Below are 24462 nucleotides of genomic sequence, written 5' to 3'. Positions count from 1 at the left end.
TGTGAACCCAGGCAAACTTATCACTCCAACGGCTTGTTTAGCGGTTCCGTTCCCGGCACTGCAAATTTTCCGTCCCGTATCACATCTATGCAAAGGCCGTCTTTTCTCTGTACCGTAATCCGGTCCAGTTCATCATAAGGAATGGTAATATCCGTATGGCAATTAAAATACGCTTTCTGAACATCCTCCTTCCGGAGTATGGACGCCTCATTGTCTCTTGCCACTATCTCTTTTCCATCCGGATTAAACACCGGCGTATCCTCCGCCAGACTGTAGCAGGTATCTCCCACAGCAAAATGCGGGCCTGTTTTCTCTGCAATCAGTATGGGAAGCTTATCCTGAATCTGATAATCAATACCCATCCGGTAAGCAGTGGTATTGGTTCCAATGGCAAATTCCCCCAGCGGCAGCGTCTCATGATGCTTCAGAAGATTTTCCTTTAAAAATGCCTGATTTTCCTGTTCCGTAGGAAAATTTTTGCAGGAATACCGACTGATCATGCCATCCTGAAACTCCAGCTCCAAATCCAGATATTTCAATCCATTCAGATATACCCGAGTCACATGGAGCCGCCCGTTGGTTCCCTTTAATACAGGAGAAGTAAAGACCTCTCCCACAGGAATATTCACATCTGCCACACAATTTTCAAAGGCAGTCTCCCGGCTTTTATCCTTTAAAGGATACAGGGCTACGGTCAAATCTGTGGTATTATTTCCTTTTCCGGTAATGCGTACAGTCTCTCCCTCATCCAGCACGTCAATGATTTTCTGCTGCATGTCCCGGTACAATTGATAATCCAGCGTATTTACCTTCACTGTTTCTGCAAAAATCTCTTCAAACCGGGGGCCAATCTCAGGAATCGGATAAGCGATGATGGTAAAGCTGCGCTCTTCCCCTTTAATATACTGATTAGTAATCTGCATTGCCAGATTCGAATAATACACATTCAGCTTCTGCTGCTTTGCATCAAACTGACAGGCATAAGGGTTGGTTGTCGGCTCAAAGCCTGCCTCCCCAAAAGTCTCCACCACTGCTGGGCCGGCATACCAGGCGGCTTCCTTCTTCCTCGCCTCATAGGCGGTTTTCAGCACTTCCAGCCTGCGCTCCACCAACGCCTTATCCAGATAAACTGCCCGATCCGATTTATGATCGTACTCATATTGACGGTTAGGAGACACGCTGACTATGCTGCCGCTTCCATTTCTGCCGAAAAAAGAAAGTTCTCCGGTTCTCGTTACCACCGGCTGCAGACCCAGTTTCTCAAAATTCTTCACTGCAGCCCGCATCATCCGTTCAAACCCGATGGGGTAACGCAGATCCACAAATTTCTTTTTGGATAAATCCTTTCCTGTAACTTCAAATCCCATTCGGTACCCTTCGGTATAAGTATCTGCCATCGCCTGAATCTGTTCCTCTGGCATCCGGTTCAAAAACTCTGCTGTTTTCTGTTCATTTTCCGTAATATACGCACCGTAACGGTAAAGATAACGCAAGTCTTCCAAATCACTGTCCATGATAATACGGGTATAAAAATCCAGCTCCGGACTGGTCTGGGACATGACGCCGATTTCGGCAAACACTTCCCCATAATCATGGTAAAACCAGTAGATCACCTGCTGTACCTCTTGTTCTAAGGACAGTTCTTCCTGCTCAAAAAGGTTGTAAAGTTCCACCAGAAGCTCACTGAATATGGTAATATCATATATTCTTCCCTCATAGGCGTAAGGGATCAGAGAACGGAGATCTGCATACAATACGCCAAGCAATTTTCCATACTGCTCTCCCAATTCTCCCGCTGCATACTCAGGATTACCATAACTTTTTCATAATGTTCTGGTAAAATCTCTTCATAGAGAGAACGGTTTTTCCTGCTCATTTCCTCCAGGCTTTTCTTTTCCCAGGCGCCTGACGTCACTTCCTCTTCCAGTTCCTTCAGTTCCCGCAAAAAAGCTGCTGCCCGCTGAAAATACGCCCGATAAGGCTGTCTTACTGTTTCTTCAGTCTCTATTTGTTCCAGCCGTTCCATCACCAGAGGATACCGCTCCTTTACTTCCTCCCGATATGGCTGCCAAACTTCACAATAACCCATAATTCAACTCTGTCCTTTCCAAATCATCTGTTTTTCAAAATCCCAGCATATAAACGGCCACCCATCCTGCCAATGTAAGCACAGAGCAAATACTGCCCAGCACCGGAAATAATTTATAGCTTTCCTCTTTCAGGCTGGAGAGTCCGATTATCAGAGACGTCAGGGACACAAACAAGGCAAACAAACCTGCACTCCCCACATATACACTGGCGTTCCCGTTACTCTGTATAGATAACACTACCATCCCAACTCCTGCGAAAACAGAGCACAATGCCAGAAACAGCGATATTTTCCCTCTCTTGGAATGCTTTTTCCCAGCTAATTTAAAACCGCTTTTTTTCTTTTGTCTCATAATTTCTCCTTATCCGGTTCATCCAATAAAAAATCAGGCAGCCCAGTGCGCCTCCTATGGTATTCAGCAGCATATCATCCACATCAAAGCTTCCCACCTTTGACACAAGCTGAACAGTCTCCACTGCCAGGCTGACCTCAAAGCTAAAAAATACAGTATACAGAAAATTTCTGCATTTGGGATACAGAATCGGCAGAAAAAATCCAAAGGGAACAAAGGCCACAATATTCCCCACCAGATTCAGCAGCACCGCCTGCGTTCCCAGCGTATGCCGATAGACAATAAAACGCCTGATTTCCTTAAACAGCTCCAGATTATAGTGATAGGTCCTCCCTTCAAAGGTACGGCCGGTACTCTCTGCAAAAAACAGGAAATAGGTCAAACAAATAATATAGACCCCGAACATGATTTTGCTGCATATCCGGAGTGTTTTTTTATAATCTTTTTTCAATTTATTAATCCTTAAAAAATGATATCTGATTTACGTTTTAAGATTCTTGCACCGCTTACAATGGACAAAACTCCGCATGTAATCCCGCATATCAGAACCACAACGCCCAGCGCAATATTACCCGCTCCTGTTACTGCCATTGTCTTATATATTTTTTCGTTCATTCCAAACCTCCGCATTTTCATAAATCTGGCCGTGAACCGGCCATAACGCCCCTGCTGCAATAACCTTTTTACTTTGCTCCATACTGGGCATAGTAACTGTCTATGGCTGCTTTCATTTCATCATTAATATATATATTTCCTTTATATGGTTTATTATACAAATATTCTGTAACATCTTTCATTGTAACAATGGCATTTGCGTCAAAGCCGTAGAGTTCCTTGATTTCTTCCAGAGCGCTCTTTTCTCCCTTTCCCCGCTCCATACGGTTCAGCGATACCATCAAGCCCTTAATCTCAATGTCAGCCTGGGCGCGGATAATGGGAACCGTCTCTTCCATGGATTTGCCGGAGGTGGTAACATCCTCAATAATCACTACCCTGTCTCCGTCTTTCAGCTTACTGCCCAGCAAAATTCCTGCGTCGCCGTGATCTTTGGCTTCTTTCCGGTTGGAACAGTAGCGAATCTCTTTTCCATATAACTCACTATAGGCCATTGTAGCGGCAACACTCAAAGGAATTCCCTTGTAGGCCGGTCCGAACAGCACGTCAAAATCATCACCGTAATGCTCATGGATTGCCCTGGCGTAATATTCGCCCAGCTTACGGAGCTGTGCGCCTGTGACATAAGCGCCCGCATTCATAAAAAACGGAGATTTCCGCCCGCTCTTTAAGATAAATTCGCCAAATTTCAACACCTGGCAGTCCACCATAAATTCAATAAATTCCTGCTTGTACTGTTCCATCTCTCTATGACCTCCTGTTTTATGCGGGTTCCCGCGGTTTTATTCCTCAAATACGAATTCATTTTACCATAACATGTTTAAAATAACAATTCTTTTCCTTTGATTTCGCGGCAAAGAATGAAATATAAGGATTGACAGCTTATTTGATTAGAGTTATACAAGATTTCCAACTGAGAATATTGGTTTTCGCCGCTATACACATAAAAAAAGAAGAAAGCCACTCAACTATTTTTGTCAATCAACTTTCTTCTTTTGCTGCACGAAACTTTACTCTGATGATATTATCAATCCATATAAGCACCCTTCATAGCGCTTACTGCATGCTGAGCATACAATTTCAGCAGTCCTCTGTCATATTTCGAGGTAAAGCCTTTCCAGTTTTTCTTTCTCTCTTCCAAAACTTCCGCAATCTCTTCTTCTGACATTTCTTTGCCCTGAATACCCACAATAGCCAGCTTACGGGCCTGTACGTCAAGCTCAATCAAATCTCCTTCTTCCACCAGCCCAATGGGGCCGCCGGCTGCTGCCTCTGGAGAAACATGTCCTATCACTGGGCCTCTGGAGGCTCCCGAAAAACGGCCGTCTGTAATCAGCGCCACCGACGCCGCAAGCTCCGGATCTGAGCAGATAGCTTCTCCGGTATAGAACATTTCCGGCATACCGCTTCCTCTCGGCCCTTCATAGCGGATAAAGACTGCGTCGCCCGGTTTGATTTTTTTCTTCAGAACGGCGTCAATTGCCTCTTCCTCACTGTCAAAGGGCCTTGCTGTCAATCTGGCCTGAAACATCGCTTGCGGGCATGCTGTATGTTTAATGACTGCCCCTTCCGGCGCAAGGTTGCCCCGCAGGATTGCAATGCTTCCATCCATGCCCAGCGCATGATCAAAATCACGGATAATATCATCTGCCTTGATTTCCTTGCCCAACGCTTTTCCCTTTTCTTTCAGAATCTCATTGCAGTGTTCATAGAATCCGTTCTTTTTCAGTTCCTCCAGATTCTCACCAAGAGATTTTCCCGTCACCGTCATAACATCCAGATGCAGAACTTCCTTTATTTCTTCCATTACCCTGGGAACGCCGCCTGCATAATAAAAATACTGTGCGGGCCAGTCGCCTGCCGGACGGATATTAAGCAGATAATGCGCGCCCCTGTGGAGTCGGTCAAAAGTGTCTGCGTCAATTTCGAAGCCAAATTCATGTGCAATTGCTGAGATATGCATCACCGCATTGGTAGACCCGGAGATGGCCGCATGCACCATAATCGCATTCTCAAAGCTCTTCATGGTCACGATATCTTTTGCCTGAATGCCCTTTTTCACCAGTTCCATCAACTGCTGTCCGGCCTTGTATGCCGCCTCCTTCAGCTCCCGCGCTGTAGCAGGCATCAACGCAGTGCCAGGCAGCATCAGTCCCAATGCTTCCGCCATTACCTGCATGGTAGACGCCGTTCCCATAAAGGAGCAGGCGCCGCAGCTGGGACATGCTTGCTGTTTATAATAAGTCAGTTGTTCCTCTGGAATCTCGCCCCGCTCAAACTGGGCGCTAAACTTACCGATCTGCTCTAAGGTCAGTAATTCGTTAATTTTACATCCCGGATCATTCTCCACATATTCTGGTTTCACAGCTGTGGCTTCCATCACACCGCCGGTTACCACAATGGCGCTCATCTCCTTGTTGCGCCCGATACTCATAAGCATTGCCGGCAGCGCCTTGTCACAACTGGAAACAAAGACCCCGCCGTCAAATGTGGTGGCGTTGATCTGGGCCTCCACAAGATTTACAATGGCGTCTCTGTGAGCCAGCGAATAATTGATGCCGTCATGTCCCTGGGCCATGCCGTCACACATGTCAGTGGTGTAATAACGGGCTGCTTTTCCGCCGTTTTCATCCACTCCCTTTACTGCTTCTTCCACAAAAATATTCAGATGGCCGCTTCCCGGATGGCTGTTGCCGTAAGTGCTCTCTACAATAATCTGCGGTTTGCCCAGATCTTCCACCTTCCAGCCCATCCCCATTCTCAGCGGATCCATCTCCGGAGCAATCTTTCTGATCTCCTGACTTTTATACATTGCAAAACCTCCTGTTTTGATTATTCTATGCTATCTTCTCTTTTAACCACCAGTTTTTCCAATGTCTCGCCTCGTCTGATGGCTTCTCGACGCAGCTCCTGCCCGTTATAGGTCAGATGCATCAGCATCATATCTTTTGCCCACATGGGATTATGCGCCTTTAACGCCTCCAGAATATCTCTGTGTTTTGCTTCCGTCTCAGGCTCCGCTTCTCTGTGGGTATATTTGATAAACAAATCCACCCCCTGGCGGATAATGGGAATCAGCTTAGGAATCACCAGATTTCCGCATGCCTTTGCCAGATAAACATGAAATTCCACATCCACATGCCATCTGTCCTGCTTATACTGAGACAGCCGCTCCATTTCTTCACAGATTTGCTCCAACTCTTCCAACTGTTTATCCGTGATATTCATCGCTGCCATATAAGCGATATCCGGCTCAAGCAGCATCCGGATCTGATGCAGATCCCAAGTAAGCCGGAACTGTTCCGGAATTCTCTTAAGCCCCAGCGGATCTCCCACATTCCCCTTTCCATCGGAAATAAAGGTGCCTGAGCCCTGGCGCACCTCTAAAATATTCTGTGAAACCAGAATCTTAATTGCCTCCCGGATGGTTCCGCGGCTGACCTGCAGCTGCTCAGACATTTCCATTTCTGTTCCCAGACGATCGCCGGACTTTAACCCATTCTTACTGATGTGCTCCAGCAGCCTGTCGGCAATCTGTTCTGCCAATGTCATACCATGTTCTTCCTTTTTCTTCATACCCCAAACATCTGCTTTCTCTTTTTCCTCAAATTGACAGCTTCCTGTTTCTCGCCGTTACTTCCCACCAGCCGCTCAGTTTTCCTTTTTCAATCACCGGAACTGACGGATACAATGCGCTTGTGGGGCATATGTGCATTGGAACGGCAAACATCACATCCCCCACTTTCGGCATATTCTCTCGGTGCTCTGCTGGAATTTTCACAACCCAGTGCTCTTCGTTCTGAAGCACTGTTTTGGCATATTCCATACCAGAAAGGACAGCCCTTTCCGGATTCGGGTCCGAAGCAACCGCTTTCGTTCCCATATCCAATGTAAAGGCGTCTTCCCCTTGTATGCTGATCACTCTTGTCAAAACTGCCGCTCCCGGTTCAAAAGGAAGATCCGGATAAGCCGCCTGATAACCAGCATCCTGTATCACACAGGTTCCGGGGCTTAAATAGTCTCGGTTTAATTTCTGATGACAGGGGAAGGAAGGGGTACCGCCTAAAATAACGATCCCGCAGTCCATGCCGCTGCCGGCCAGATCATTCTTAATCTGATCAATCTGTTTATCCACAGCAGCAACTTCTCTGCTGCGGACTTCATAATTACTTTCATGACGGTGTCCGTCATAACAGTGCAGCCCCCGCATACAAATCCCCGGTATCTGCGCCCACTGTTTATAAGCTGCCGCCGCCTGCCCCATGGGTACGCCTGTCCTGTGCTGTCCGGTGTCCACATCCATCAGCATTTGAATCTCTGTATGTTCTTTCACGGCTGCGGCTCCTGCAAGCTTCACCTGCTCCGTACAGTCTGAAACCGCGAAAAATTCGGTCTCCGGAAATATCTTTGCCAGTGTCAGAAAACGCGGAATATTCGGTCCCACCAGAGGATACGCCAGAGCAGCCTTTTTTGCCCCTGCCGCCCCGCACATCTCTGCTTCCGCGATGGTTGCGCATTTAAAGCGATCTATCCCATAATTCATCTGCAGCCTGATCACATCTGCCATTTTATGGGTTTTCACATGGGGCCAGAGCCGCTGGGGGCCCTGGGCATAAGTTATCATTTTCTTAATATTGTCCTCAATGATTTCTTTGTAATATACCAATTGGGGAGAAATCACCGTCTCCTCTCCCTCGAAGGAATATCTCGTCTTATTCATATTCTACCAAAACTTCAATCTCGCAGGCAATACCGCCCGGCGTAGCGTTTGTGCCGATAGCCGTACGCGCCGGAAGTCCCTTTTCCTCTCCAAACAAGTCTAAAATCAACTGGGAACCGCCGTTAATTACCTGGGGCTGCTGCTGGAAATCATCTGCGCTGCGGACAAATCCCAGCACTTTTACAAAACGCTTGATTCTGTTCAAATCCCCCAGCTTGTCATGCAAGTTAGCCAGCAGGTTCAGGGCACAGTTACGAGCCGCCTTCTGTCCATCCTCCACGGTCAAATCCTTTCCCAACGTCCCAATCACATTCTCTTCTCCGATTGCCGGACCGCATCCGCTGCAGTACAAAAGCTTGTCTCCGAATTCCTGCACCGGCGTATAAATTCCTCCTTTTGCCGGAGGCTCCGGCAAGGTCACTCCAAGTTCTTTCATTTTAGCATATACATCTGCCATTTTTATTTCCTCCTGTTTCTAAAGCTATTCCATGAGTTTTCTTATTTTTCTGTTCCAAATTCTTTTCATTGCTTCGCGGTTTTCTTATTCGCAAAGTCATTTCATTGCTTCGCGGTTTTCCTATTCACAAAGCCATTTCATTGCTTTTCTTAACTTTTCCGCTTCTTCGGGACAATCCTTGACGAAAGGACTGTGATAAAGATCCTGATAAAGCGTTTCCACATTTTCCTCAGTGGGCTCTATGCCGATATCTTTTAACGTCAGCGGCATGTCAAAAGAATTCATCATCTCTCTCAAAGCAGGAATCTGATCCTCCTGTCCGTTAAAGGACAGCTGCATACTCTGGCCCACAGCCACAATCTCGCCGTGGATGAAATCTTTCGCTTCTTGCGTAAAATGAGTGCGGATAAGCTCATAGCACTCATGTCCAAGAGCTGTCTGCCCAAACCCTTTGCTGCATCCGCTGATTACGCCTGCCACCGCAATATTCAGATAAGTTATATCTTCCACTTCCTTGGTCAGTTTCCCGGCTCTTACATCTTCCACTGCCTGAACGCCCCGTTTGCGGTAGGTTTCCATTGTATATTTTGCCAGTGTAAATGCTGTCACCAGCCCCACGTCAAACTCCTCAATGGTAATATTATCATGCCCATTCTGCATCTCCACCATTTTTGCCATGCCATCCAGAATGCCGCTTGCCACATAGCGGGCAGGTTCTTTGACAATCACATCCAGATCCACCACAATGGCGTTCACCTCAAAATTATGACGAAGGCTTCCAAGGGACGCCCCTTCCTGGGTATACATAACGCTGAGAGGCGCAAAAGCGGCACAAGTAGCAATGCTGGTGGGCACCTGAACCACTGGAAAATGCCCGCTTCTTGCCTTTGTCATTTCCCCGGCAAAATAAGCTGACGCTTTGGCCTGATCCATAATGCGGCCGCCGCCCACGCCCACGATAACATCGCAGCCGCTGCTGACTGCCTGTGAGGCATGCTCCCTGGCCTTTTCATAAGTATTCTGATCCGGATAAACGGATAAAACATATTCTATTCCGGCTTCCCTTAGAGCTTTTTCAATTCTTCCCTCTGTTGCCTCCCACGCCCGGGGTCCGGCAATGATCAGCGGTTTATCTCCCAGACGCTTAATCTCCTCAGGAAGCGTCTCCAATGCCTCACGCTGCTGAATATAACGGCCACAGCCGAATTTCCAGGCATAATCCAGCTTGATTTCCTCCAGGCTTCTTGCTTCTGCCATTTTATTTTCCTCCCGCCAAAATATTTCTGCCGCTGCAGATATGATCCAGCCATTCATCATCCCGGATTACTGCCTTCCCGTTGACAAACACATATCCCAGCCCGTCTGCCAGACGCGCAGGGTCCTGAAAGGTTGCATGATCCCGGAATATTTCCGGATCAAATACCAGGATATCTGCATAATTTCCTTCCGCCAGCACCCCTCTGCCGTCAAGCTTCATACGTTTGGCCGGCTGCCCGGTCATCTTATGAATCGCTTCTTCCATGGAAAGCAGCTTTCTTTCATTGACATATTCCCGGATGACCTTTGGGAAAGCCCCGTACATCCGCGGGTGGGGCATATCTGTCTGTGCATAAATGGCATCAGAAATAAAATTGGAGTAGGGCAGCTTTGCCACAGTATCAATGTCTTCCTGGCACATACTCATATTAATAATAGCTGTCTTACCGTTTTCACTGTGCATTAAGTCGGCAGCAAGGGCTTCCGCGTCCTCATATCCGAATTGTTCCGCAGCTTCTGTTACCGTCATGCCCAGCATTTTCTGAAATCTTTCCTGGGTCACACCACTTATTATAATACGCTCCCAGCCTAAAGTCACGCAGAAATTATCCCAATCATCATACGCTTTGCGGCTCAGCCGCCGAAATTCTTCCACTCCCTCCGGAGTGCCCAGCTTCTTCAGAGCCTTTGTCATATCGCCGGCCACAAATACCGACGGAAGCATGGTGGTAAGGGCTGTGCTTCCCCCCTCATAGGGATAGAAATCACAGGTCACATCCTGACCCTGGGCTCTCGCTTCTTCTATCAGCCGGATTGCGGTATGAATGTCTTTTCGCCAGTTGTGAACGCCGCAGCTTTTGAAATGGCTGATTTCCAGCGCACAGCCGGCTTCTTTGGCAATTTCGAGCACCTCTTTAACGCTCTCCACCATACTGTCCCCTTCTCCTCGGATATGGGTGGTAATCACTCGTCCGTACCTTCCCACCGGTTCCAGAATATAAGCAAATTCTTTCGTAGAGGAATAACATTCCGGCAGATACATAATTCCCAGAGAAACTCCCACTGCCCCCCGTTTCATGGCGTCCTCAATCAAAGCGCGGGCCGAATCCAGCTCTTCCTGGGTGTAAGGCGTATCTGCAAATCCCTTTACTGTAATTTTTACAGCGCCGGTTCCAATCATAGATGCAAAGTTAAGGGGAAGTTCTGCTTCCTCCAGCGCCTTCAGATAATCCTCGTATGTTCTGGGAAGGTTAAGCTCCATGGGACCTAACACCGCTTCGTCAAAATCATACATTTCTCTTGCTCCCTCGTCTGAAGAAGGGCAGGGCGTCAGGCTGATTCCGCAATTCCCTACTACCGTAGTAGTAATGCCCTGAGCCAGCTCTCTTCTCCCAAATTCTGGATCGTTTAGGGGTTTTGCATCACAATGTCTGTGAATATCCACAAAACCCGGACAGATAATTTTTCCCTGCACATTAATTACTTCATCTGCTGTTTCTTCCATACAGCCGATTTGTTCTATCCTATCGTCCTTGAGCAGAATATTCTGCTGCTTCGGCGGATTGCCTAATCCGTCATACACCATACCGTTTTTTAATAATATTGTTCCCATTTTTCCTCTCCTGCTGCCAATGGCAAAATGGGGGCTGAGTTCCCCCGCCCCCATTACTGGTCATTGTTTATGTATTTATTCACCAAGACGCGCATCAAACACTGCTTTTACACGTTCTGTTTCCGGAGTTGTATCTGCCGGAGTCACAAGGCTCACAATAACGCCGAATACCAGGGTAATGATCGTAGCCGGAACTGCAGCGCCGCCCAGATTTGCATCTACCCAACCGCTTACTGACGGGATCAGCAGGTACAGGAGACCAAATGCTGTACCGGAGAAAATACACGCCAGACCTCCCTGCCAGGTAGCTCGTTTCCAAAAACGTCCCATAAACATACAGACAGCAACGCCTGGAAGCAGAGAGCCTACCACTTTCTGAATATAGGTAATAACATCGTTAACAAACAGCGTAATCAGGAATGCGATTGCCAGAGTAACAACCAGAGCAATTCTGGAATATTTCGGGTAATCTTCTTCTTTGATCTTCTTGCCTGTTACGCTGGGATATACGTCTGTCAGAAGAATCGTGATGCCGGAAATGGCGTCGGAATCTCCTGAAGACATTGTTGCGGACAGACCCGCAATCATCAGAACCAGACCGAATACCGGCCCCAGTACATGTGTTGCCATAAAGGAAAATGCATAGTCTGCGGATTCCAGCGTTACGCCCTGCTCTGTTGCGATTGCAAATGCGCTCATACCAATCACAGCCGTTACAAAACTCCAGAAAAACAGCATGATACCGGAGCTTAAGAACGCTTTCTTTGCAGTTCCTTTATCCGCAGAGGTATAAATACGGGTACGGTGTGTAGGCGTACCAATCACGCCCATGTAAGTGGACAGCACCAACGCAAAAGCTGCCATCAAACCATAGGAACCGACTCCATAGAATCCCATAGCGCCAGATTTTCCGGCTGCGTCAAATGTTTCAGCAATCTTTGCATAGCCGCCTGCCGCCGGAATAGCCCTGACAGCGATAAGGGCAAAGCCTGCGATGATAACGCAGAACTGTACTGCGTCTGTTACAACTACCGCCAAATATCCGCCAATGAATACATATACAGCGAACGCCAGCACAGTAATCAGCTTACAAAGCACATCATCCAGCCCTGTGATATAAGCAAGATATTTCGAACCGCCGTTCATATGATTGCCCAGCCAGATAATTTCAATCACGAACATCATAAAGCCCATTACCTGACGAACAATCTTTTTCCCGCCGTAATAATACTGTGCTTCTTCCGACATCGTGATAAAATTTTTCTCACGTATGTTTACAAACATCAGCATGGACAGGATACCTGTGGAAGCGCCCAATCCATAGATGGCGCCGCCCCATCCGTGGTTGAAGCCGTTTCCGATAGCTCCCATAGATGAACCTGTACCGATCATCGTAGCTCCGACCGTACAGAAGATCAGGAAAAAGCCAAGGTTCGAACCACCTGTCAGGAAGTTGGAACCACTTGTTTTTCCTTTTGTTGAGAGAATGCCCACCATAATCATAAAGCCGATATACAGAAGAAAACCGACAATAAACAATGGCACATACCTAGAATCTAACATAAGATCCCTCCTTTAAATTTTTTCGTGCAGTTTTGTCCGACAAATCTCGCTTTTTTTGTCAAACAAATTTTTTGCTTCTTAGAAATTACTATATTTTTGATGTTTTGTCAATAAACCCTATGCTTTTTCTTCTTCTTTCCTGTTTTTTGTTATAATTATCCTAATTTTTGTTTGATAATTTATGCATTATGCCGAATTGTATTTCTATGCCAAATGGTATATTATTGTAATAAATATAATTTGCATTTCTGGGACGGATTTCCCAAATTCAAAGAGAATTATACAATTCGTCCTACAACTTTATATTTTGTTTATAATTTTGCAAGATTTTTTAAAAAAGGAGGAAACCACAGTGAAAATTACAGAAGTAAATACTTACACCGTCCGCCCCAGATGGGGATTTGTGGAGATCATCACGGATGAAGGCATTACCGGATGGGGCGAACCTGTCCTGGAGGGACATTGCAGTACGGTTCTTGCATGCGTGCAGGAAATGAAAGATTATCTCATCGGCGCCGATCCTGGAAAAATCGAAGACATTTGGAGTACCCTCTACCGGGCTGGTTTCTACAGAGGCGGCGGCGTTTTAATGAGCGCCATCTCCGGAATCGACCAGGCCCTGTGGGACATCAAAGGAAAAGCGCTGGGCGTTCCGGTCTATGAGCTATTGGGCGGCGCATGCCATTCCAAAATGAAAGTATACAGTTGGATCGGCGGCGATCGTCCTTCTGACGTAGGCGCCGCGGCTTTGGAAAAGAAAAACGCCGGCTTCCAGGCCATCAAAATGAATGCCACTGAGGAGCTTCAGATGGTAGATTCCTATGATAAGATAGACGCCGTTTTGGAGCGTGTAGCCGCTATCCGGGAAAGCTGCGGGAAATATTTCGGCATTGCCATAGATTTCCACGGCCGCGTACACAAGCCAATGGCAAAGATTCTCGCCAAGAAACTGGAGGAATTTGATCCGATGTTCATTGAGGAACCTGTGCTTTGTGAAAACATGGAATATTTTCCAGAAATCGCAGCCGCTTGCAATATTCCTATTGCCACAGGGGAACGGCTTTTCAGCAAATATGATTTTAAACGTCTTCTGCAGACCGGCGGCGTAGATATTATCCAGCCTGACTTAAGCCATGCCGGCGGCATCACTGAAGTAAAGAAAATCGGTTCTATGGCAGAAGCTTATGACGTTGCCTTAGCCCCCCACTGCCCGCTGGGTCCCATTGCCCTCGCCAGCTGCCTGAACGTGGACGCTACCTGCTATAATGCAGTCATTCAGGAACAGAGCATGGGAATCCACTACAACGTAGGCAAAAGCGTACTGGACTATGTAAATAATAAAGATGATTTCAAATTTACCGATGGCTATGTGAATCTGCCGAAGCTTCCGGGACTTGGAGTAGAGGTCAATAAAGAGTTGGTACTGGAAGAAAGCAAGACAAATCACAACTGGAAGAATCCTGTATGGCGACATGCAGACGGTTCTATTGCAGAATGGTAAAACGCCGCATAAGGAGAATCAGAATGAAGCCCACAAGAGAACAGATTATTCAAAACGTATATGACAACAGAATCATTGCCATTGTGCGGGGCATGGAGCCGAAGCACTGTGTAAAGCTGGCACAGGCCCTGTACGAAGGCGGCATTAATATGGTCGAAATTACCTTCAATCAGAAAAGCGCCGATCATTTTGAAGCAACGACCAACGCAATCCGTGCCATCAGTGAACAGCTGGCGGAGCAGGTAATGGTTGGAGCTGGAACGGTACTGACAAAGGAGCAGGTAGATCTGGCAAAGGAGGCTGGGGCTCTTTATATCATCACTCCCTCCACTAATCCAGAGGTCATCCGCTATGCAAAGGAACAGGGAATGGTGACCATGCCAGGAGCCATGACTCCTTCCGAAATAGTAACCGCCTATGAAGCCGGCGCAGACTTTGTAAAGATTTTCCCGGTAGGAAATCTGGGAGCAGCTTACATCAAAGCAGTCAAAGCTCCCATGAGCCACATTCCGGTGCTTGCAGTAGGCGGCGTCAACGAGAAAAATATCGCAGGATTTATTAAAGCCGGAGCCATCGGAGCCGGCGTGGGCGGCAATCTTGTAAACGCCCAGTGGATTCAAAACGGCGAATTTGACAAAATCACGGCATTAGCACGTGAATTTATTACCAACGCAAAAGAAGCGTAACAGAAAGGAAAATGATAATATGGCAAAAGTAGTGTGTTTCGGTGAAATCATGATGCGTCTGAACCCGGAAGGATATCTTAGATTTGTACAGGCAGGAAATTTTGAAGCAAGCTATGCAGGAGGTGAAGCCAATGTAGCCGTTTCTCTTGCAAATTACGGCAATGACGCCGCATTTGTAACGAAGCTTCCGGACAATGACCTGGGACAGTGCGCCATCAACAGCCTGCGCCAGTTCGGCGTGGATACTGCCGGTATCGTAAAAGGTGGTCCAAGGCTTGGCATCTATTTTGTAGAAAAAGGTGCATCTCAGAGGCCCTCGAAAGTCATCTATGACCGTGCAGGTTCTTCCATCGCTCTGGCAAAAAGGGAAGATTTTGATTGGGATAAGATTTTTGAAGGCGCAGACTGGTTCCACTTTACGGGAATTACACCGGCGCTGGGCGGCGAGAATCCCCAGATTTGCTTAGACGCCTGCAAAACCGCAAAATCAAAGGGCGTGAAAATAAGCTGCGACCTGAATTTCCGAAAAAAACTGTGGACCAGCGAACAAGCCGGAAAAGTTATGGGTGAACTGATGCCTTATGTGGACGTGTGCATCGCAAATGAAGAAGACGCAGCGGATGTATTTGGGATTCACGCAGAAGGAACTGATATCAATACCGGTAAAATCAGCCGGGAAGGTTATATCGGCGTTGCAAAAGAATTGTCTGAGCGTTTTGGCTGTGAATATGTTGCTGTCACCCTTCGCGGCAGCATTTCCGCTACGGATAACAAGTGGGCGGGTATGCTTTACAAAGACGGACAGGCATGCTTCTCCCCGGAATATCTGATTCACATTGTGGACCGTGTAGGCGGCGGTGATTCCTTCGGAGGCGGACTGATCCATGCACTCAGCCATGGCTATGAACAGCAGGACGCAATCAATTACGCTGTAGCGGCTTCCTGTCTGAAGCATACCATCGAGCATGATTATAACCTGGTATCAGAAGCAGAAGTTAAATCACTTGCTGGCGGTAACGCATCCGGCAGGGTGCAGCGGTAACAACCTGCAAGACATACTTGTAACCAAATGATTTGCCGTTCTTATTTTTTCAAGAAGAACGGCAGATCACTCGGCAAATAAATATCTCATGAGTAAGGTTGTAATAATTTTTCAAACACACTCCATACTTCCTCTGATAATCATGCTATTTCTCTCTATTCTTTTCGCCCCAGACACACAACTGGTCTAAGACGCCCATCAGGGATTTCCCCCTGTCACTCAGGCTGTATTCAACCTTTGGCGGTATCTGTGGATATTCTTTTCTGATAATGAGCCGGTTTGTCTCCAACTCCTTCAGATTGCTGCTGAGCGTTTTATCCGACACATTTTTTATATACCGTTTTAATTCATTGAACCGTACAACCTTAAATTCCATCAGGCAGTATAAGATAACCAGCTTGTGCTTGCCGGATATCAGTGACAGTGTATAACTGAATCCAGTATCTTCAAAATTTGCATTTTCAATATAATTCTTTATCATATTACACTTTCCTTTATGATAGTACCTTTCATAGAAAATAGTACTTGTACTTTTTTAATTACCATCTATAATTATATTTACAGATGTAAATTCTGTCAATCCCAGGAAAGAAACGAGGTAAATGCAATGAGAAAGAAACTCAATATAACAGAAGGTATTTTTCCAATGCCTGTTTTAATGGTGGCAACTTACAACGAAGACGGCAGTGTTAATGTCATGAATGCTGCATGGGGCACCATGCAGGAAAGAGGCAATGTAGCCCTCAATCTGACAGAAACACACAAAACAGTAAAGAATATCAAAGCAAGAGGCGCTTTTACGGTAAGCATTGCTGACGCTGACCATATAGTTGAGGCAGACTATTTTGGCGTTGAGTCCGGCAACAAAACTGCAAACAAATTCGAAAACAGCGGTCTTACCGCCAGCAAAGCCGAGATGGTGGATGCACCTGTCATCCATGAATTCCCGCTGTGTCTGGAATGTGAATTCGTGGAATATCAGGACGGCAAATATGGCTGCGGCGTAATCGGCAAAGTCGTTAACATTACAGCAGATGAAAACGTGATGGTAAACGGCAAAGTTGATATGTCACTGGTAAACGCCATTGCTTTTGACCCTTACACACATGGTTATTACAAGGTAACAGAACGGGTCGGCGAAGCCTTCCAGGATGGTTTGAAACTGAAAAAGTGATTTTTGCAGAACAAGGTCTTCCATTAATATGGGGGATCTTGTTTTGTCAGCATGAACGCGATTTATGAATATTCTTTCCAAATTCCCACGCCGCCCTGCACCACAAGAATTTTCTTCATTACTTTTCCTCCAGATTCATATGATATAGTCCTTATTCTTTTATAAACGCCCTGTCTGCTGCAGGAATCCCGGTTTCGTCAGACACATACCGTTCCACTCTCATATGCAGTCCATATTTTTCCCGAAGTTTCGTAATCTTTGCCATCATAGGAGAGGCATGGTGAGCGTCTATGGAATACTGATCATCCCAACTGTCAATTAAAAGCACCGTTTCCTCATCATCCATTGGGAAAAAGTATTCATAACCTATATTTCCATCTTCCGCACGAATGTCACTGACAATGCCGCTTGAAACCATCTCCTGGGCAAATTTTTTTGCATTGCCATCCTTGCCGCTATAATAAATGTTTATTATAATAGCCACTTCATTTTCCTCCTCAAATATCGATTTCTCGGTCTGATTATATTCCTCAATTATACACAAAACCATAGAATCTTTCAATTCTCCAAAATACTTTTGATTAAGTCCCTAAAAATAAATCCGGATTGCCTCTGCATTAAATTCCGTCAGCTTTGCAAGCACTGTCAGTTCTTCCTCAGAAACATCCGGTGCATGGGATAACTCCGCCTGTTCTCTTTCTCTGACTGCCAGCATTTCTTCCAATACATTGATTTCCTCCTGCAGCTTATCCCGAAGACTCCGCATTTCTTCCCTCGACAGCTTTTCCCTGGTGTAATCGTCATATGCCTGAAACCTCCTGTTCTCCAGCTTTTTAATCTTCTGGTGGATTACTTCCACATCCGACTCATTTGCCTTTGCTTTCTGCTGCGTTTTCCTTTTCTTCTCCAAATCCTGCAAAAAGGATTCTGCCGTAACACGTATATAGGTCAATACTGTGTTTTCAAAAACTTCTGCATCCATCCTTACCTTACTGCAATTTAATTCTGCTGAATTCAGGTTGGCAGGACATTTATATTTTCCATTCCGTTTTATCAGGGTTCTGTACAGCGTTCTGCTTCTGCCTGCATCTCCGCTTTCCTTTCTTCCAATTTTTTCATATCCATCTGTTGGAATGGAACCGTACCGATAAAAGCAAGGACTCTCTGCAAATCCATGATGTTTCCAATGTGTTTCCGTAACAATTCCAATACGGCACTTTCCAGCTTATCCGTTGCTATGCTGTGGGGGCTGCATTCCTTTGTCGCCTTGTTGGTGGCACAGATATAATAGGAATATGCCTTATCGCCTGATTTTGTCGTCTTGCGGACCATCGGCATGCCGCAGCCGCCGCATACCACCAGGCCGGACAGCGGGTACACCTCCCCATTCCCTGGTGCGGTCCGGGTGTCCATGGCAAGCAGCCTCTGCACCACCTCAAAATCCCTGTCGGAAACAACTGGCTCATGGTTCTTTTCAATCCTTACCCAGTCGCTTTCCTCTTTTAAGTAAGCCTGTTTGACTTTATGGTTCGGGGTTGTCTGCCTGCCCTGCACCAGATTTCCGATGTAAATCTCATTGCTCAGAATCCGCCGTACTGCCACCGAAGTCCACTCCGACTTTTCTTTTACCTTAAAACCGGTCTGGTAATTACTCCCTATGCTGGCTTTGTACTCTGCAGGGGGCAGGATGCCGGATTCATTTAACTGGTTTGCAATGGCATCCTGGCTTATGCCATGCAGCTTCATACGGAAAATATCCCGTACCACGCCTGCTGCATAGATGCCTGTCTCCAGTTTGTGCCTGTCATCCACTTTCTTCCGGTAGCCATAGGCGGCAAAGGAGCCGATAAACTCACCATTCCTCCGTTTTACTTCCAGATGGCTCCGTATCTTGACGGAAATATCCCGGCAGTAGGCGTCATTGATTAGATTCTTAAAAGGGATAATAATATCATCGGAACTGTCTTTCCTGTCCAGACTGTCATAGCCGTCATTGACCGCAATAAACCGCATGCCAAGTGCCGGGAAAAGACGCTCAATATACATGCCGGAATCAATGTATTCCCGCCCAAACCGTGATAAATCCTTGACCACCACGCAGTCCACAACACCCTGTTTGATGTCCTCCAACATCATCTGGAATGCGGGGCGTTCAAAATCGGAACCGCTGTAACCGTCGTCCACACGCTCTGATACGACCTCAATATCCTCCCTGCCCTTCAGGAAATCCCTGATTAAATTTTTCTGGTTGGAAATGCTGTTGCTCTCTGCTTTCCCGGCAGCGGCAACATCGCCATTCTTCCTTCGATAAACGGACGTAGATGGCGGCTTGGTAGATTTTTTGTGTAACCATAAAGAACCACTCCTTCTATTTTATTAGCCGGAAGAACCCAAAGGGAATCCTCCCTCATAGAAAGAGCTGCATTAGATTTTGTCCTGTAATCATTGTAACGCACATCTTTCCGTTTGTCCGCTGTTTTTTGGATTTTTTTGCCATCTGCTTATTTGTCTTTGTTTTCCATAACTAACACACCTCAAAAAACCGCCTTATCTGCCCGCTACTGAATATCAAATCATACGGATAACAGCAGATTTTCAAAGGCATCCTCCATCGAAACACCATTATCAGCAAAGCGTACCTTTACTTTGATGTTCCCCACCCGAACCAGATAGGGATTGCCTACCTTTTCAAAATACTGGTGCCTGCGCTTTTCTACCGGCCGCCTTCTGTCAATCCTAACTTTTGATATGTCCATAAGACTGCCAAGCCCTACATCTTCAAAATCCACCGCCTGTAATTCCTGATATTTCTTCACTGTCATTCCATACCCCCTCATTTTTGTGCTCATGCTGGTAGCCTCCTTTGCGAGCAGCTAATGTACTAATGTTTGCGGTGCTCGCCGCACAAACTTGGCAGTTGAAAGATGAATTTCTTTCAACCTTTACTTCTTAAATTTTTACTTCCCAAATGTATAACTCTGGCACATCCCAGAATTATCCATCTGCCTATGATACCATTGTATCTCCTTTATGCCTGATTGCAGAGTCCATAGTTCGGGCACTTTTAGTGACCGTGGCACGGACACCTCTGGTAATAAACGGATAAGAGCAATAACAAAAGAACAGATTGCCTTCTTCTGTTTCCAAGACCATTTTATAATGATTTTTTCATGCTGTGGGGTACACAGTTCGGGTACACAGTGACCGTGTGTCGGTTACCTGCTCACTAAATTACAGGTAAAATAATGGAAAAATCAAGAAACTCCCTGCTTTATCCTGTCCACATGATTATTTTATAGCTCTTTTTTTATAATGTGGAGACCACAGTTCGGTTACAAGTGACTGTAGGACGGTTACCCCATAAATTCATAAACGGGGAATCAATAAGTTTTTACAAAGGAATTAAAAAGGAAAACCACACTTTGAATCCATCTCGTTGCTCGAAAATATCTAAATTTTTTTCATAAGAAAACAGCCTGGTTTTTATCCAGACTGTCTTATGATTCATTGCAATTCTTCTGTTTCCACCTCCATACAGTATCCCAGTTCTCTCACGCACTGTATGGAAAGGGTGGGAATGTTACTAAGCTTTTTTCTTATATTTCGTATGTGATACACAACAGCAGTTCTCTCACCACCGGTTGCATACCCGTTCCAGACGCTTTGGTAAATCTGCTCATAGGTCAGCACCCGCCCTTTATTGACCGCCAGCAGATAGAAGATGTCAAATTCCTTTTTTGTCATGGTGATTTCGTGAGAATTGCTGCAAATTTTCCTGCGTTCCGGACGGATTTCCAGATCGGGGAGGGATAATATCACTTCACCCTTTAATGTATATCTGCAGAAATCCGGATACTTCTGCAAGACATTCATAATTTCAGCAAAAGCCGCACTTTCATTATTCGCAAATTCCATGATAAGTGGTTTGCCGATATCACCACCTTCCAATCACTCCTGCATAATCGTTTATAGTGTCTCCTCACCAAACACTGCTTTAAATACATTTTATAGTGCAATAAACAAGAAAACTACGCAGTTTCATTTTCCACTTCCCGAAAAATTCTACAAATTATATCTATACAGGATTCTTCACCCAAAGCGGAACTATTAAGACAAATATGATAGTTCTGCGGCATTCCACACAGACGGTCCGTATAATGGGAATAATATGTCTTTCTGCGGGAATCCTTATCTGCAATCCTTTTTTTGACGGGCTTTTCATTTTCCCCATACCTTTGCAGTATCCGTTTTTCCCTATCCTGCTCATCCGCATAAATAAACACGTTCAGGCAGTCTTTCCTCTCCCGCAGGATATAATCGCTGCAACGCCCAACAATCACACATTCTTCCTTTTCCGCTATCTTCCGGATAATTTCCATTTGTGCAAAAAAAACCGTATCTGCAGGTGTCGGTTCATTTCTAAGCTGAAGAGAACGGTTGACAACCATATTAAATAACAGACTATGGCTTGCAGTCGAGTCTTCTGCCGCTGATTCAATAAACTCACGGGAAAAACCCGTTCCCTCTGCAATCTTCTCCAACAGTTCGCGGTCGTAACATGTTATCCCAAGTTTTTCAGCAACAGCATTTCCTATGGTATGCCCTCCACTCCCAAATTCACGGCTGATTGTTATTATTCTTTTTCTCATGTTTTATCCATCCCTTCTATTCTCTTTTGATGCTATCCCATTCATGAAAGTCCAGTCAAACAAACTATCTATAGACAGGAAACTGACAATCCTGTCCTTAATCTGTATACTTCCTGAAATATCACTGTTTTTTCCAAAGATCGGTGTCATTTCCCCAAAATCTGCCGTAAAGACTGACTGTACATCATCAACCAGAATACACGTTTTGTATTCCCCATATTCAAGTAAAACACCTTTGGGATGGCGTGGATACCCCGGTTCTTTTTCTCCAAACTTTATGCGTAAATCCGCTACCGGCCAGACAGCATCGCCTGCCATAATCGTTCCAAGTATATATTCTTTTGTCCCCGGCACAGGCTGAATCCCATCCATAGACGTAATCCGAAACACATACGGCAATCCGACAGCATACAGATTATTGCTCACTGATAACAGAAGATACCAGTCTTCTCCCACATTCTTTTCCGGCATTTGATATTTATGACTTATCATTCCGGCATTCCATCCATTTTCCTTAATTCCCGTACGCAGAGGACGAGGCACAGCACAAAAGCCAGTGCATCTGCAACAGGACCCGCCCACAGGACCCCTGTCAGTCCTGAAATTCTTGATACGATTAACATAGCTGGAACATAAAACAATAGCTGCTTCGACAACGATGCAACCGCTGCCTTTACTGGCTGCCCGATTGCCTGAAACAATACGCCGGCGCACATCTGCAGGCCATTTAGGAAAGTCAGCAGCAGGTAAATGCGGAAACACTGAACTGCAAACTTCTCATATAATTTCGATTCCGTACCAAAGATACGGATCAGCTGCAATGGGAAACACTGGAAAATAACCCATGCCACAACCGTGATTAATGTACAAATCCCCACACTCAGCAAAAATGTCTGCTTTACACGTTTATACTTTTCTGCACCGTAGTTAAATCCCAGAATCGGCTGGCTGCCGCTTGCCACGCCAATCCCAACAGAAAATGCTATCATGCTCACTTTCATGCACAGCCCAAACGTAGTGATAGGAATGTCCGGCCCGAACTCTGAAAGGGCACCGTATTTTGTCAGCAGGTTATTGGAAACCATGGCAACTACCGTGGATGTAAGATTATTAAAACAACTGGCAAAGCCCAGGCTGGCAATCCGTCCAACCATGCACGCCTCCACCAGAAAAGAAGACCTCTTTAGGCTGATATGCTTAAAACGGAAAAGATATGCAAAATTGCACAGAAATCCGATGAACTGGCTGAGAATGGTAGCCAGTGCCGCACCTTCCACACCCCAGCGGAGTACAAAAATAAAAACCGGGTCCAGCGCCGTATTGATGATGGCACCTATCATCATTGCAAACATGGCATATTTCGGGCTGCCGTCTGTACGGATTGCTGAATTAATGACCGTCCCCACAATTACGAAAGGAAAGCCAGCCACAATAATGCGTCCATACCCAACCGCATAGGGAAGGATATTTTCTGTCGCTCCAAACATCATGCAGAGCGGCTTTAAAAAAGCAAACGCCAAAACTGCGAATACAATACTTATGACAGCAGACGACACCAGCGAATTTCCAACACCTCTCGCTGACTTTTCCGGTTCTCCCTTTCCCAAATGCAGGCTGAAATAAGCAGCCACACCATCACCAAACAAAGTAGAAACGGCTATTGCTATTGTGGCGATCGGGGCAATAATATTGGTCGCACCATTCCCAAGGAAACCAACCCCCTGCCCAATAAAAATCTGGTCAACCATGTTATAAAGTGAATTGATAATCAGGGAAATGATGCTGGGAATGGCATATCTTGCCAGCAGCTTTCCCACCCTTTCATATCCAAGCGGATTTTCCACAGCTGATGCTTTATCCATAATATTTCATCCTCCTATTTTGCAATAAAAAATTTTTCAACAAATGAACGTCTATTTACTTAGAGTTCTAAATAATAGGGTAAAATTTTTCATCCGCAAGCGGAACGCAGCGTGGCGGACGCATACCTGCTTCGATTTTTCTGTTCAAAAGTGTCATCTCCATTCCAAATTGATATATAGAATTCTAATTATATGGGTAAAATAATAGAATCCTCACCTGTCAGCATTTTGGGACATCCGTAAAATGACATCCTCAAAAATTTTTAAGTTTTCCTCTGCGATACCAGAAAACATACTGCTTATGTAATCGTCAACCCGCCTTAAAACATCCTCCTGCATCCCTCTGGTCTTTTCTGTCAGCACAAGCCTTTTATATCGGCCATCTGATTCCAGACTTTCCCGGCGCAGATAACCCCCCTGCTCCAGATTGTTAATCAAGCTAGTAACGGATGAACCCTTGATTCCTAAAAATTCTTCCAAATCCTTTGGGAAAACATCTCTCCGCTCAGCCTCCACAATGATATAGTGAAGAACCAATCCCTGTACACATGTCAATGGGGAATCAGAAAAATATCCCGCAAAATGACGCAGCATTTTACGGTTTAGTTTATCAAATTTCTCCATTAATTTTTTTTCGTCCATAACAATGCCCTCAAAAAAGTTAGAATTCTATGTAACAGAAAGTATTATACACCTCCCCATTCCCAAAGTCAATATCCAGAAAAAAATGAAAATCCCAATGAAAATTCCAATCCATCTGCCGGCTCATTTTGGTTTTTCCCTCTGTTTCCCACAATAGTGCCCTTATCCTTTCTGCCTTTTTCTGTATGTAGCCCAGCAAATTAAAGTTCCTGTCTCCCGCACAAAAACGTCAAATTAAAAT

The 24462-nt window shown here is 45.7% G+C and carries 24 protein-coding genes and 2 pseudogenes; 4 read left to right on the top strand and 22 right to left on the bottom strand.

The annotated features are described in order from the left end of the window. Positions 1–20 precede the first annotated feature (20 nt). From E5329_RS02020 to E5329_RS01970, 12 genes and pseudogenes are all read right to left on the bottom strand, one after another. Positions 21–2089: pseudogene (locus E5329_RS02020) on the bottom strand (aminopeptidase). A gap of 34 nt (positions 2090–2123) precedes the next feature. Next, entirely contained in the window at positions 2124–2441 is a 318-nt protein-coding gene (locus E5329_RS02015; RefSeq protein ID WP_135987919.1) for a DUF6142 family protein, read from the bottom strand. Then, a complete protein-coding gene (locus tag E5329_RS02010; RefSeq protein ID WP_168356483.1) occupies positions 2413–2847 on the bottom strand; it encodes a VanZ family protein in 435 nt (144 codons plus the stop codon). The genes E5329_RS02015 and E5329_RS02010 overlap by 29 nt, the downstream gene beginning before the upstream one ends. A gap of 56 nt (positions 2848–2903) precedes the next feature. Continuing rightward, entirely contained in the window at positions 2904–3056 is a 153-nt protein-coding gene (locus E5329_RS29585; RefSeq protein WP_168356482.1) for a hypothetical protein, read from the bottom strand. 68 nt (positions 3057–3124) lie between these two features. Next, the gene (pyrE, locus tag E5329_RS02005) at positions 3125–3799 is read right to left on the bottom strand and encodes an orotate phosphoribosyltransferase (RefSeq protein WP_135987917.1); all 675 of its coding nucleotides are present in this window, start codon (positions 3797–3799) and stop codon (positions 3125–3127) included. Between the two features lie 284 nt (positions 3800–4083). Continuing rightward, positions 4084–5868, bottom strand: coding sequence for a dihydroxy-acid dehydratase (gene ilvD, locus E5329_RS02000; RefSeq protein WP_135987916.1), 1785 nt, complete (start codon positions 5866–5868; stop codon positions 4084–4086). Positions 5869–5888: 20 nt separating this feature from the next. Continuing rightward, the gene (locus tag E5329_RS01995) at positions 5889–6632 is read right to left on the bottom strand and encodes a FadR/GntR family transcriptional regulator (protein WP_135987915.1); all 744 of its coding nucleotides are present in this window, start codon (positions 6630–6632) and stop codon (positions 5889–5891) included. A 28-nt stretch (positions 6633–6660) separates the two neighbouring features. Then, a complete protein-coding gene (locus tag E5329_RS01990; protein WP_135987914.1) occupies positions 6661–7776 on the bottom strand; it encodes a D-TA family PLP-dependent enzyme in 1116 nt (371 codons plus the stop codon). Further along, complete coding sequence (locus E5329_RS01985) at positions 7769–8233, bottom strand: RidA family protein (protein WP_275442920.1); 465 nt, start codon at positions 8231–8233, stop codon at positions 7769–7771. Before E5329_RS01985 ends, E5329_RS01990 begins: the two co-directional genes overlap by 8 nt. Positions 8234–8353: 120 nt before the next feature. Beyond that, on the bottom strand, positions 8354–9490 hold the full coding sequence (locus E5329_RS01980; protein ID WP_168356481.1) for an iron-containing alcohol dehydrogenase family protein: 1137 nt from the start codon (positions 9488–9490) through the stop codon (positions 8354–8356). A 1-nt stretch (position 9491) separates the two neighbouring features. After that, a complete protein-coding gene (locus E5329_RS01975) occupies positions 9492–11102 on the bottom strand; it encodes an N-acyl-D-amino-acid deacylase family protein (protein ID WP_135987911.1) in 1611 nt (536 codons plus the stop codon). A gap of 75 nt (positions 11103–11177) precedes the next feature. After that, positions 11178–12665, bottom strand: a complete 1488-nt coding sequence (locus E5329_RS01970; RefSeq protein ID WP_135987910.1) for a sodium:solute symporter family protein — start codon at positions 12663–12665, stop codon at positions 11178–11180. 352 nt (positions 12666–13017) lie between these two features. Between E5329_RS01970 and dgoD the strand changes: the two genes are divergently transcribed. The 3 genes from dgoD to E5329_RS01955 are packed head-to-tail and all read left to right on the top strand — an operon-like array spanning position 13018 to position 15894. Next, entirely contained in the window at positions 13018–14166 is a 1149-nt protein-coding gene (gene dgoD / locus E5329_RS01965) for a galactonate dehydratase (RefSeq protein WP_135987909.1), read from the top strand. Positions 14167–14189: 23 nt separating this feature from the next. Next, positions 14190–14852 (top strand): bifunctional 4-hydroxy-2-oxoglutarate aldolase/2-dehydro-3-deoxy-phosphogluconate aldolase, encoded by a 663-nt coding sequence (locus E5329_RS01960; protein WP_135987908.1) that lies wholly within the window; start codon positions 14190–14192, stop codon positions 14850–14852. 19 nt (positions 14853–14871) lie between these two features. Beyond that, positions 14872–15894, top strand: a complete 1023-nt coding sequence (locus E5329_RS01955; protein WP_135987907.1) for a sugar kinase — start codon at positions 14872–14874, stop codon at positions 15892–15894. A gap of 145 nt (positions 15895–16039) precedes the next feature. Here the strand turns inward: E5329_RS01955 and E5329_RS01950 are convergent, their stop codons facing one another. Then, positions 16040–16375 (bottom strand): winged helix-turn-helix transcriptional regulator, encoded by a 336-nt coding sequence (locus E5329_RS01950; protein ID WP_135987906.1) that lies wholly within the window; start codon positions 16373–16375, stop codon positions 16040–16042. Between the two features lie 126 nt (positions 16376–16501). Between E5329_RS01950 and E5329_RS01945 the strand changes: the two genes are divergently transcribed. Next, positions 16502–17068 carry a flavin reductase family protein gene (locus tag E5329_RS01945; protein ID WP_135987905.1) on the top strand — a complete coding sequence of 189 codons (567 nt, stop codon included), beginning with the start codon at positions 16502–16504 and terminating at the stop codon, positions 17066–17068. Between the two features lie 151 nt (positions 17069–17219). On the opposite strand, the gene E5329_RS01940 is transcribed toward E5329_RS01945, so the two are convergent. The 9 genes and pseudogenes from E5329_RS01940 to E5329_RS01900 all read right to left on the bottom strand — a co-directional run bounded on the left by E5329_RS01940 (position 17220) and on the right by E5329_RS01900 (position 24221). Beyond that, a complete protein-coding gene (locus E5329_RS01940; RefSeq protein WP_135987904.1) occupies positions 17220–17552 on the bottom strand; it encodes an antibiotic biosynthesis monooxygenase family protein in 333 nt (110 codons plus the stop codon). Positions 17553–17657: 105 nt separating this feature from the next. Continuing rightward, a complete protein-coding gene (locus E5329_RS01935) occupies positions 17658–18050 on the bottom strand; it encodes a hypothetical protein (protein ID WP_135987903.1) in 393 nt (130 codons plus the stop codon). A 77-nt stretch (positions 18051–18127) separates the two neighbouring features. Continuing rightward, positions 18128–19421, bottom strand: a pseudogene (locus E5329_RS01930) (recombinase family protein); the annotation flags it as partial. 220 nt (positions 19422–19641) lie between these two features. Further along, complete coding sequence (locus E5329_RS01925; RefSeq protein WP_330571887.1) at positions 19642–19917, bottom strand: DUF6870 family protein; 276 nt, start codon at positions 19915–19917, stop codon at positions 19642–19644. A 655-nt stretch (positions 19918–20572) separates the two neighbouring features. Beyond that, positions 20573–21016, bottom strand: coding sequence for a winged helix-turn-helix domain-containing protein (locus tag E5329_RS01920; RefSeq protein WP_275442919.1), 444 nt, complete (start codon positions 21014–21016; stop codon positions 20573–20575). 80 nt (positions 21017–21096) lie between these two features. Then, on the bottom strand, positions 21097–21717 hold the full coding sequence (locus E5329_RS01915; protein ID WP_135987902.1) for a cytidylate kinase-like family protein: 621 nt from the start codon (positions 21715–21717) through the stop codon (positions 21097–21099). Between the two features lie 3 nt (positions 21718–21720). Beyond that, the gene (locus E5329_RS01910) at positions 21721–22209 is read right to left on the bottom strand and encodes a chemotaxis protein CheW (protein ID WP_135987901.1); all 489 of its coding nucleotides are present in this window, start codon (positions 22207–22209) and stop codon (positions 21721–21723) included. After that, entirely contained in the window at positions 22206–23579 is a 1374-nt protein-coding gene (locus tag E5329_RS01905; protein ID WP_135987900.1) for an MATE family efflux transporter, read from the bottom strand. The genes E5329_RS01910 and E5329_RS01905 overlap by 4 nt, the downstream gene beginning before the upstream one ends. Positions 23580–23792: 213 nt before the next feature. After that, positions 23793–24221, bottom strand: a complete 429-nt coding sequence (locus tag E5329_RS01900; RefSeq protein WP_135987899.1) for a MarR family winged helix-turn-helix transcriptional regulator — start codon at positions 24219–24221, stop codon at positions 23793–23795. Positions 24222–24462: the final 241 nt, after the last annotated feature.

Source organism: Petralouisia muris (genome assembly GCF_004793545.1).
Lineage (GTDB): Bacteria > Bacillota > Clostridia > Lachnospirales > Lachnospiraceae > Petralouisia > Petralouisia muris.
This window is presented reverse-complemented; position numbering and strand designations above follow the sequence as displayed.

Excerpts from the sequence above, each read along its gene's own strand:
- E5329_RS01955 (WP_135987907.1), top strand. The coding sequence starts at position 14,872 with ATGGCAAAAGTAGTGTGTTTCGGTGAAATCATGATGCGTCTGAACCCG.
- pyrE (WP_135987917.1), bottom strand. The coding sequence starts at position 3,799 with ATGGAACAGTACAAGCAGGAATTTATTGAATTTATGGTGGACTGCCAG.
- E5329_RS01935 (WP_135987903.1), bottom strand. The coding sequence starts at position 18,050 with ATGGATGCAGAAGTTTTTGAAAACACAGTATTGACCTATATACGTGTT.
- E5329_RS01990 (WP_135987914.1), bottom strand. The coding sequence starts at position 7,776 with ATGAATAAGACGAGATATTCCTTCGAGGGAGAGGAGACGGTGATTTCT.
- E5329_RS01970 (WP_135987910.1), bottom strand. The coding sequence starts at position 12,665 with ATGTTAGATTCTAGGTATGTGCCATTGTTTATTGTCGGTTTTCTTCTG.
- E5329_RS01910 (WP_135987901.1), bottom strand. The coding sequence starts at position 22,209 with ATGATAAGTCATAAATATCAAATGCCGGAAAAGAATGTGGGAGAAGAC.
- ilvD (WP_135987916.1), bottom strand. The coding sequence starts at position 5,868 with ATGTATAAAAGTCAGGAGATCAGAAAGATTGCTCCGGAGATGGATCCG.
- E5329_RS01945 (WP_135987905.1), top strand. The coding sequence starts at position 16,502 with ATGAGAAAGAAACTCAATATAACAGAAGGTATTTTTCCAATGCCTGTT.
- E5329_RS29585 (WP_168356482.1), bottom strand. The coding sequence starts at position 3,056 with ATGAACGAAAAAATATATAAGACAATGGCAGTAACAGGAGCGGGTAAT.
- E5329_RS02010 (WP_168356483.1), bottom strand. The coding sequence starts at position 2,847 with ATGTTCGGGGTCTATATTATTTGTTTGACCTATTTCCTGTTTTTTGCA.
- E5329_RS02015 (WP_135987919.1), bottom strand. The coding sequence starts at position 2,441 with ATGAGACAAAAGAAAAAAAGCGGTTTTAAATTAGCTGGGAAAAAGCAT.
- E5329_RS01980 (WP_168356481.1), bottom strand. The coding sequence starts at position 9,490 with ATGGCAGAAGCAAGAAGCCTGGAGGAAATCAAGCTGGATTATGCCTGG.
- E5329_RS01975 (WP_135987911.1), bottom strand. The coding sequence starts at position 11,102 with ATGGGAACAATATTATTAAAAAACGGTATGGTGTATGACGGATTAGGC.
- E5329_RS01985 (WP_275442920.1), bottom strand. The coding sequence starts at position 8,233 with ATGGCAGATGTATATGCTAAAATGAAAGAACTTGGAGTGACCTTGCCG.
- E5329_RS01900 (WP_135987899.1), bottom strand. The coding sequence starts at position 24,221 with ATGGACGAAAAAAAATTAATGGAGAAATTTGATAAACTAAACCGTAAA.
- E5329_RS01905 (WP_135987900.1), bottom strand. The coding sequence starts at position 23,579 with ATGGATAAAGCATCAGCTGTGGAAAATCCGCTTGGATATGAAAGGGTG.
- E5329_RS01925 (WP_330571887.1), bottom strand. The coding sequence starts at position 19,917 with ATGAGCACAAAAATGAGGGGGTATGGAATGACAGTGAAGAAATATCAG.
- E5329_RS01950 (WP_135987906.1), bottom strand. The coding sequence starts at position 16,375 with ATGATAAAGAATTATATTGAAAATGCAAATTTTGAAGATACTGGATTC.
- E5329_RS01995 (WP_135987915.1), bottom strand. The coding sequence starts at position 6,632 with ATGAAGAAAAAGGAAGAACATGGTATGACATTGGCAGAACAGATTGCC.
- E5329_RS01915 (WP_135987902.1), bottom strand. The coding sequence starts at position 21,717 with ATGAGAAAAAGAATAATAACAATCAGCCGTGAATTTGGGAGTGGAGGG.
- E5329_RS01960 (WP_135987908.1), top strand. The coding sequence starts at position 14,190 with ATGAAGCCCACAAGAGAACAGATTATTCAAAACGTATATGACAACAGA.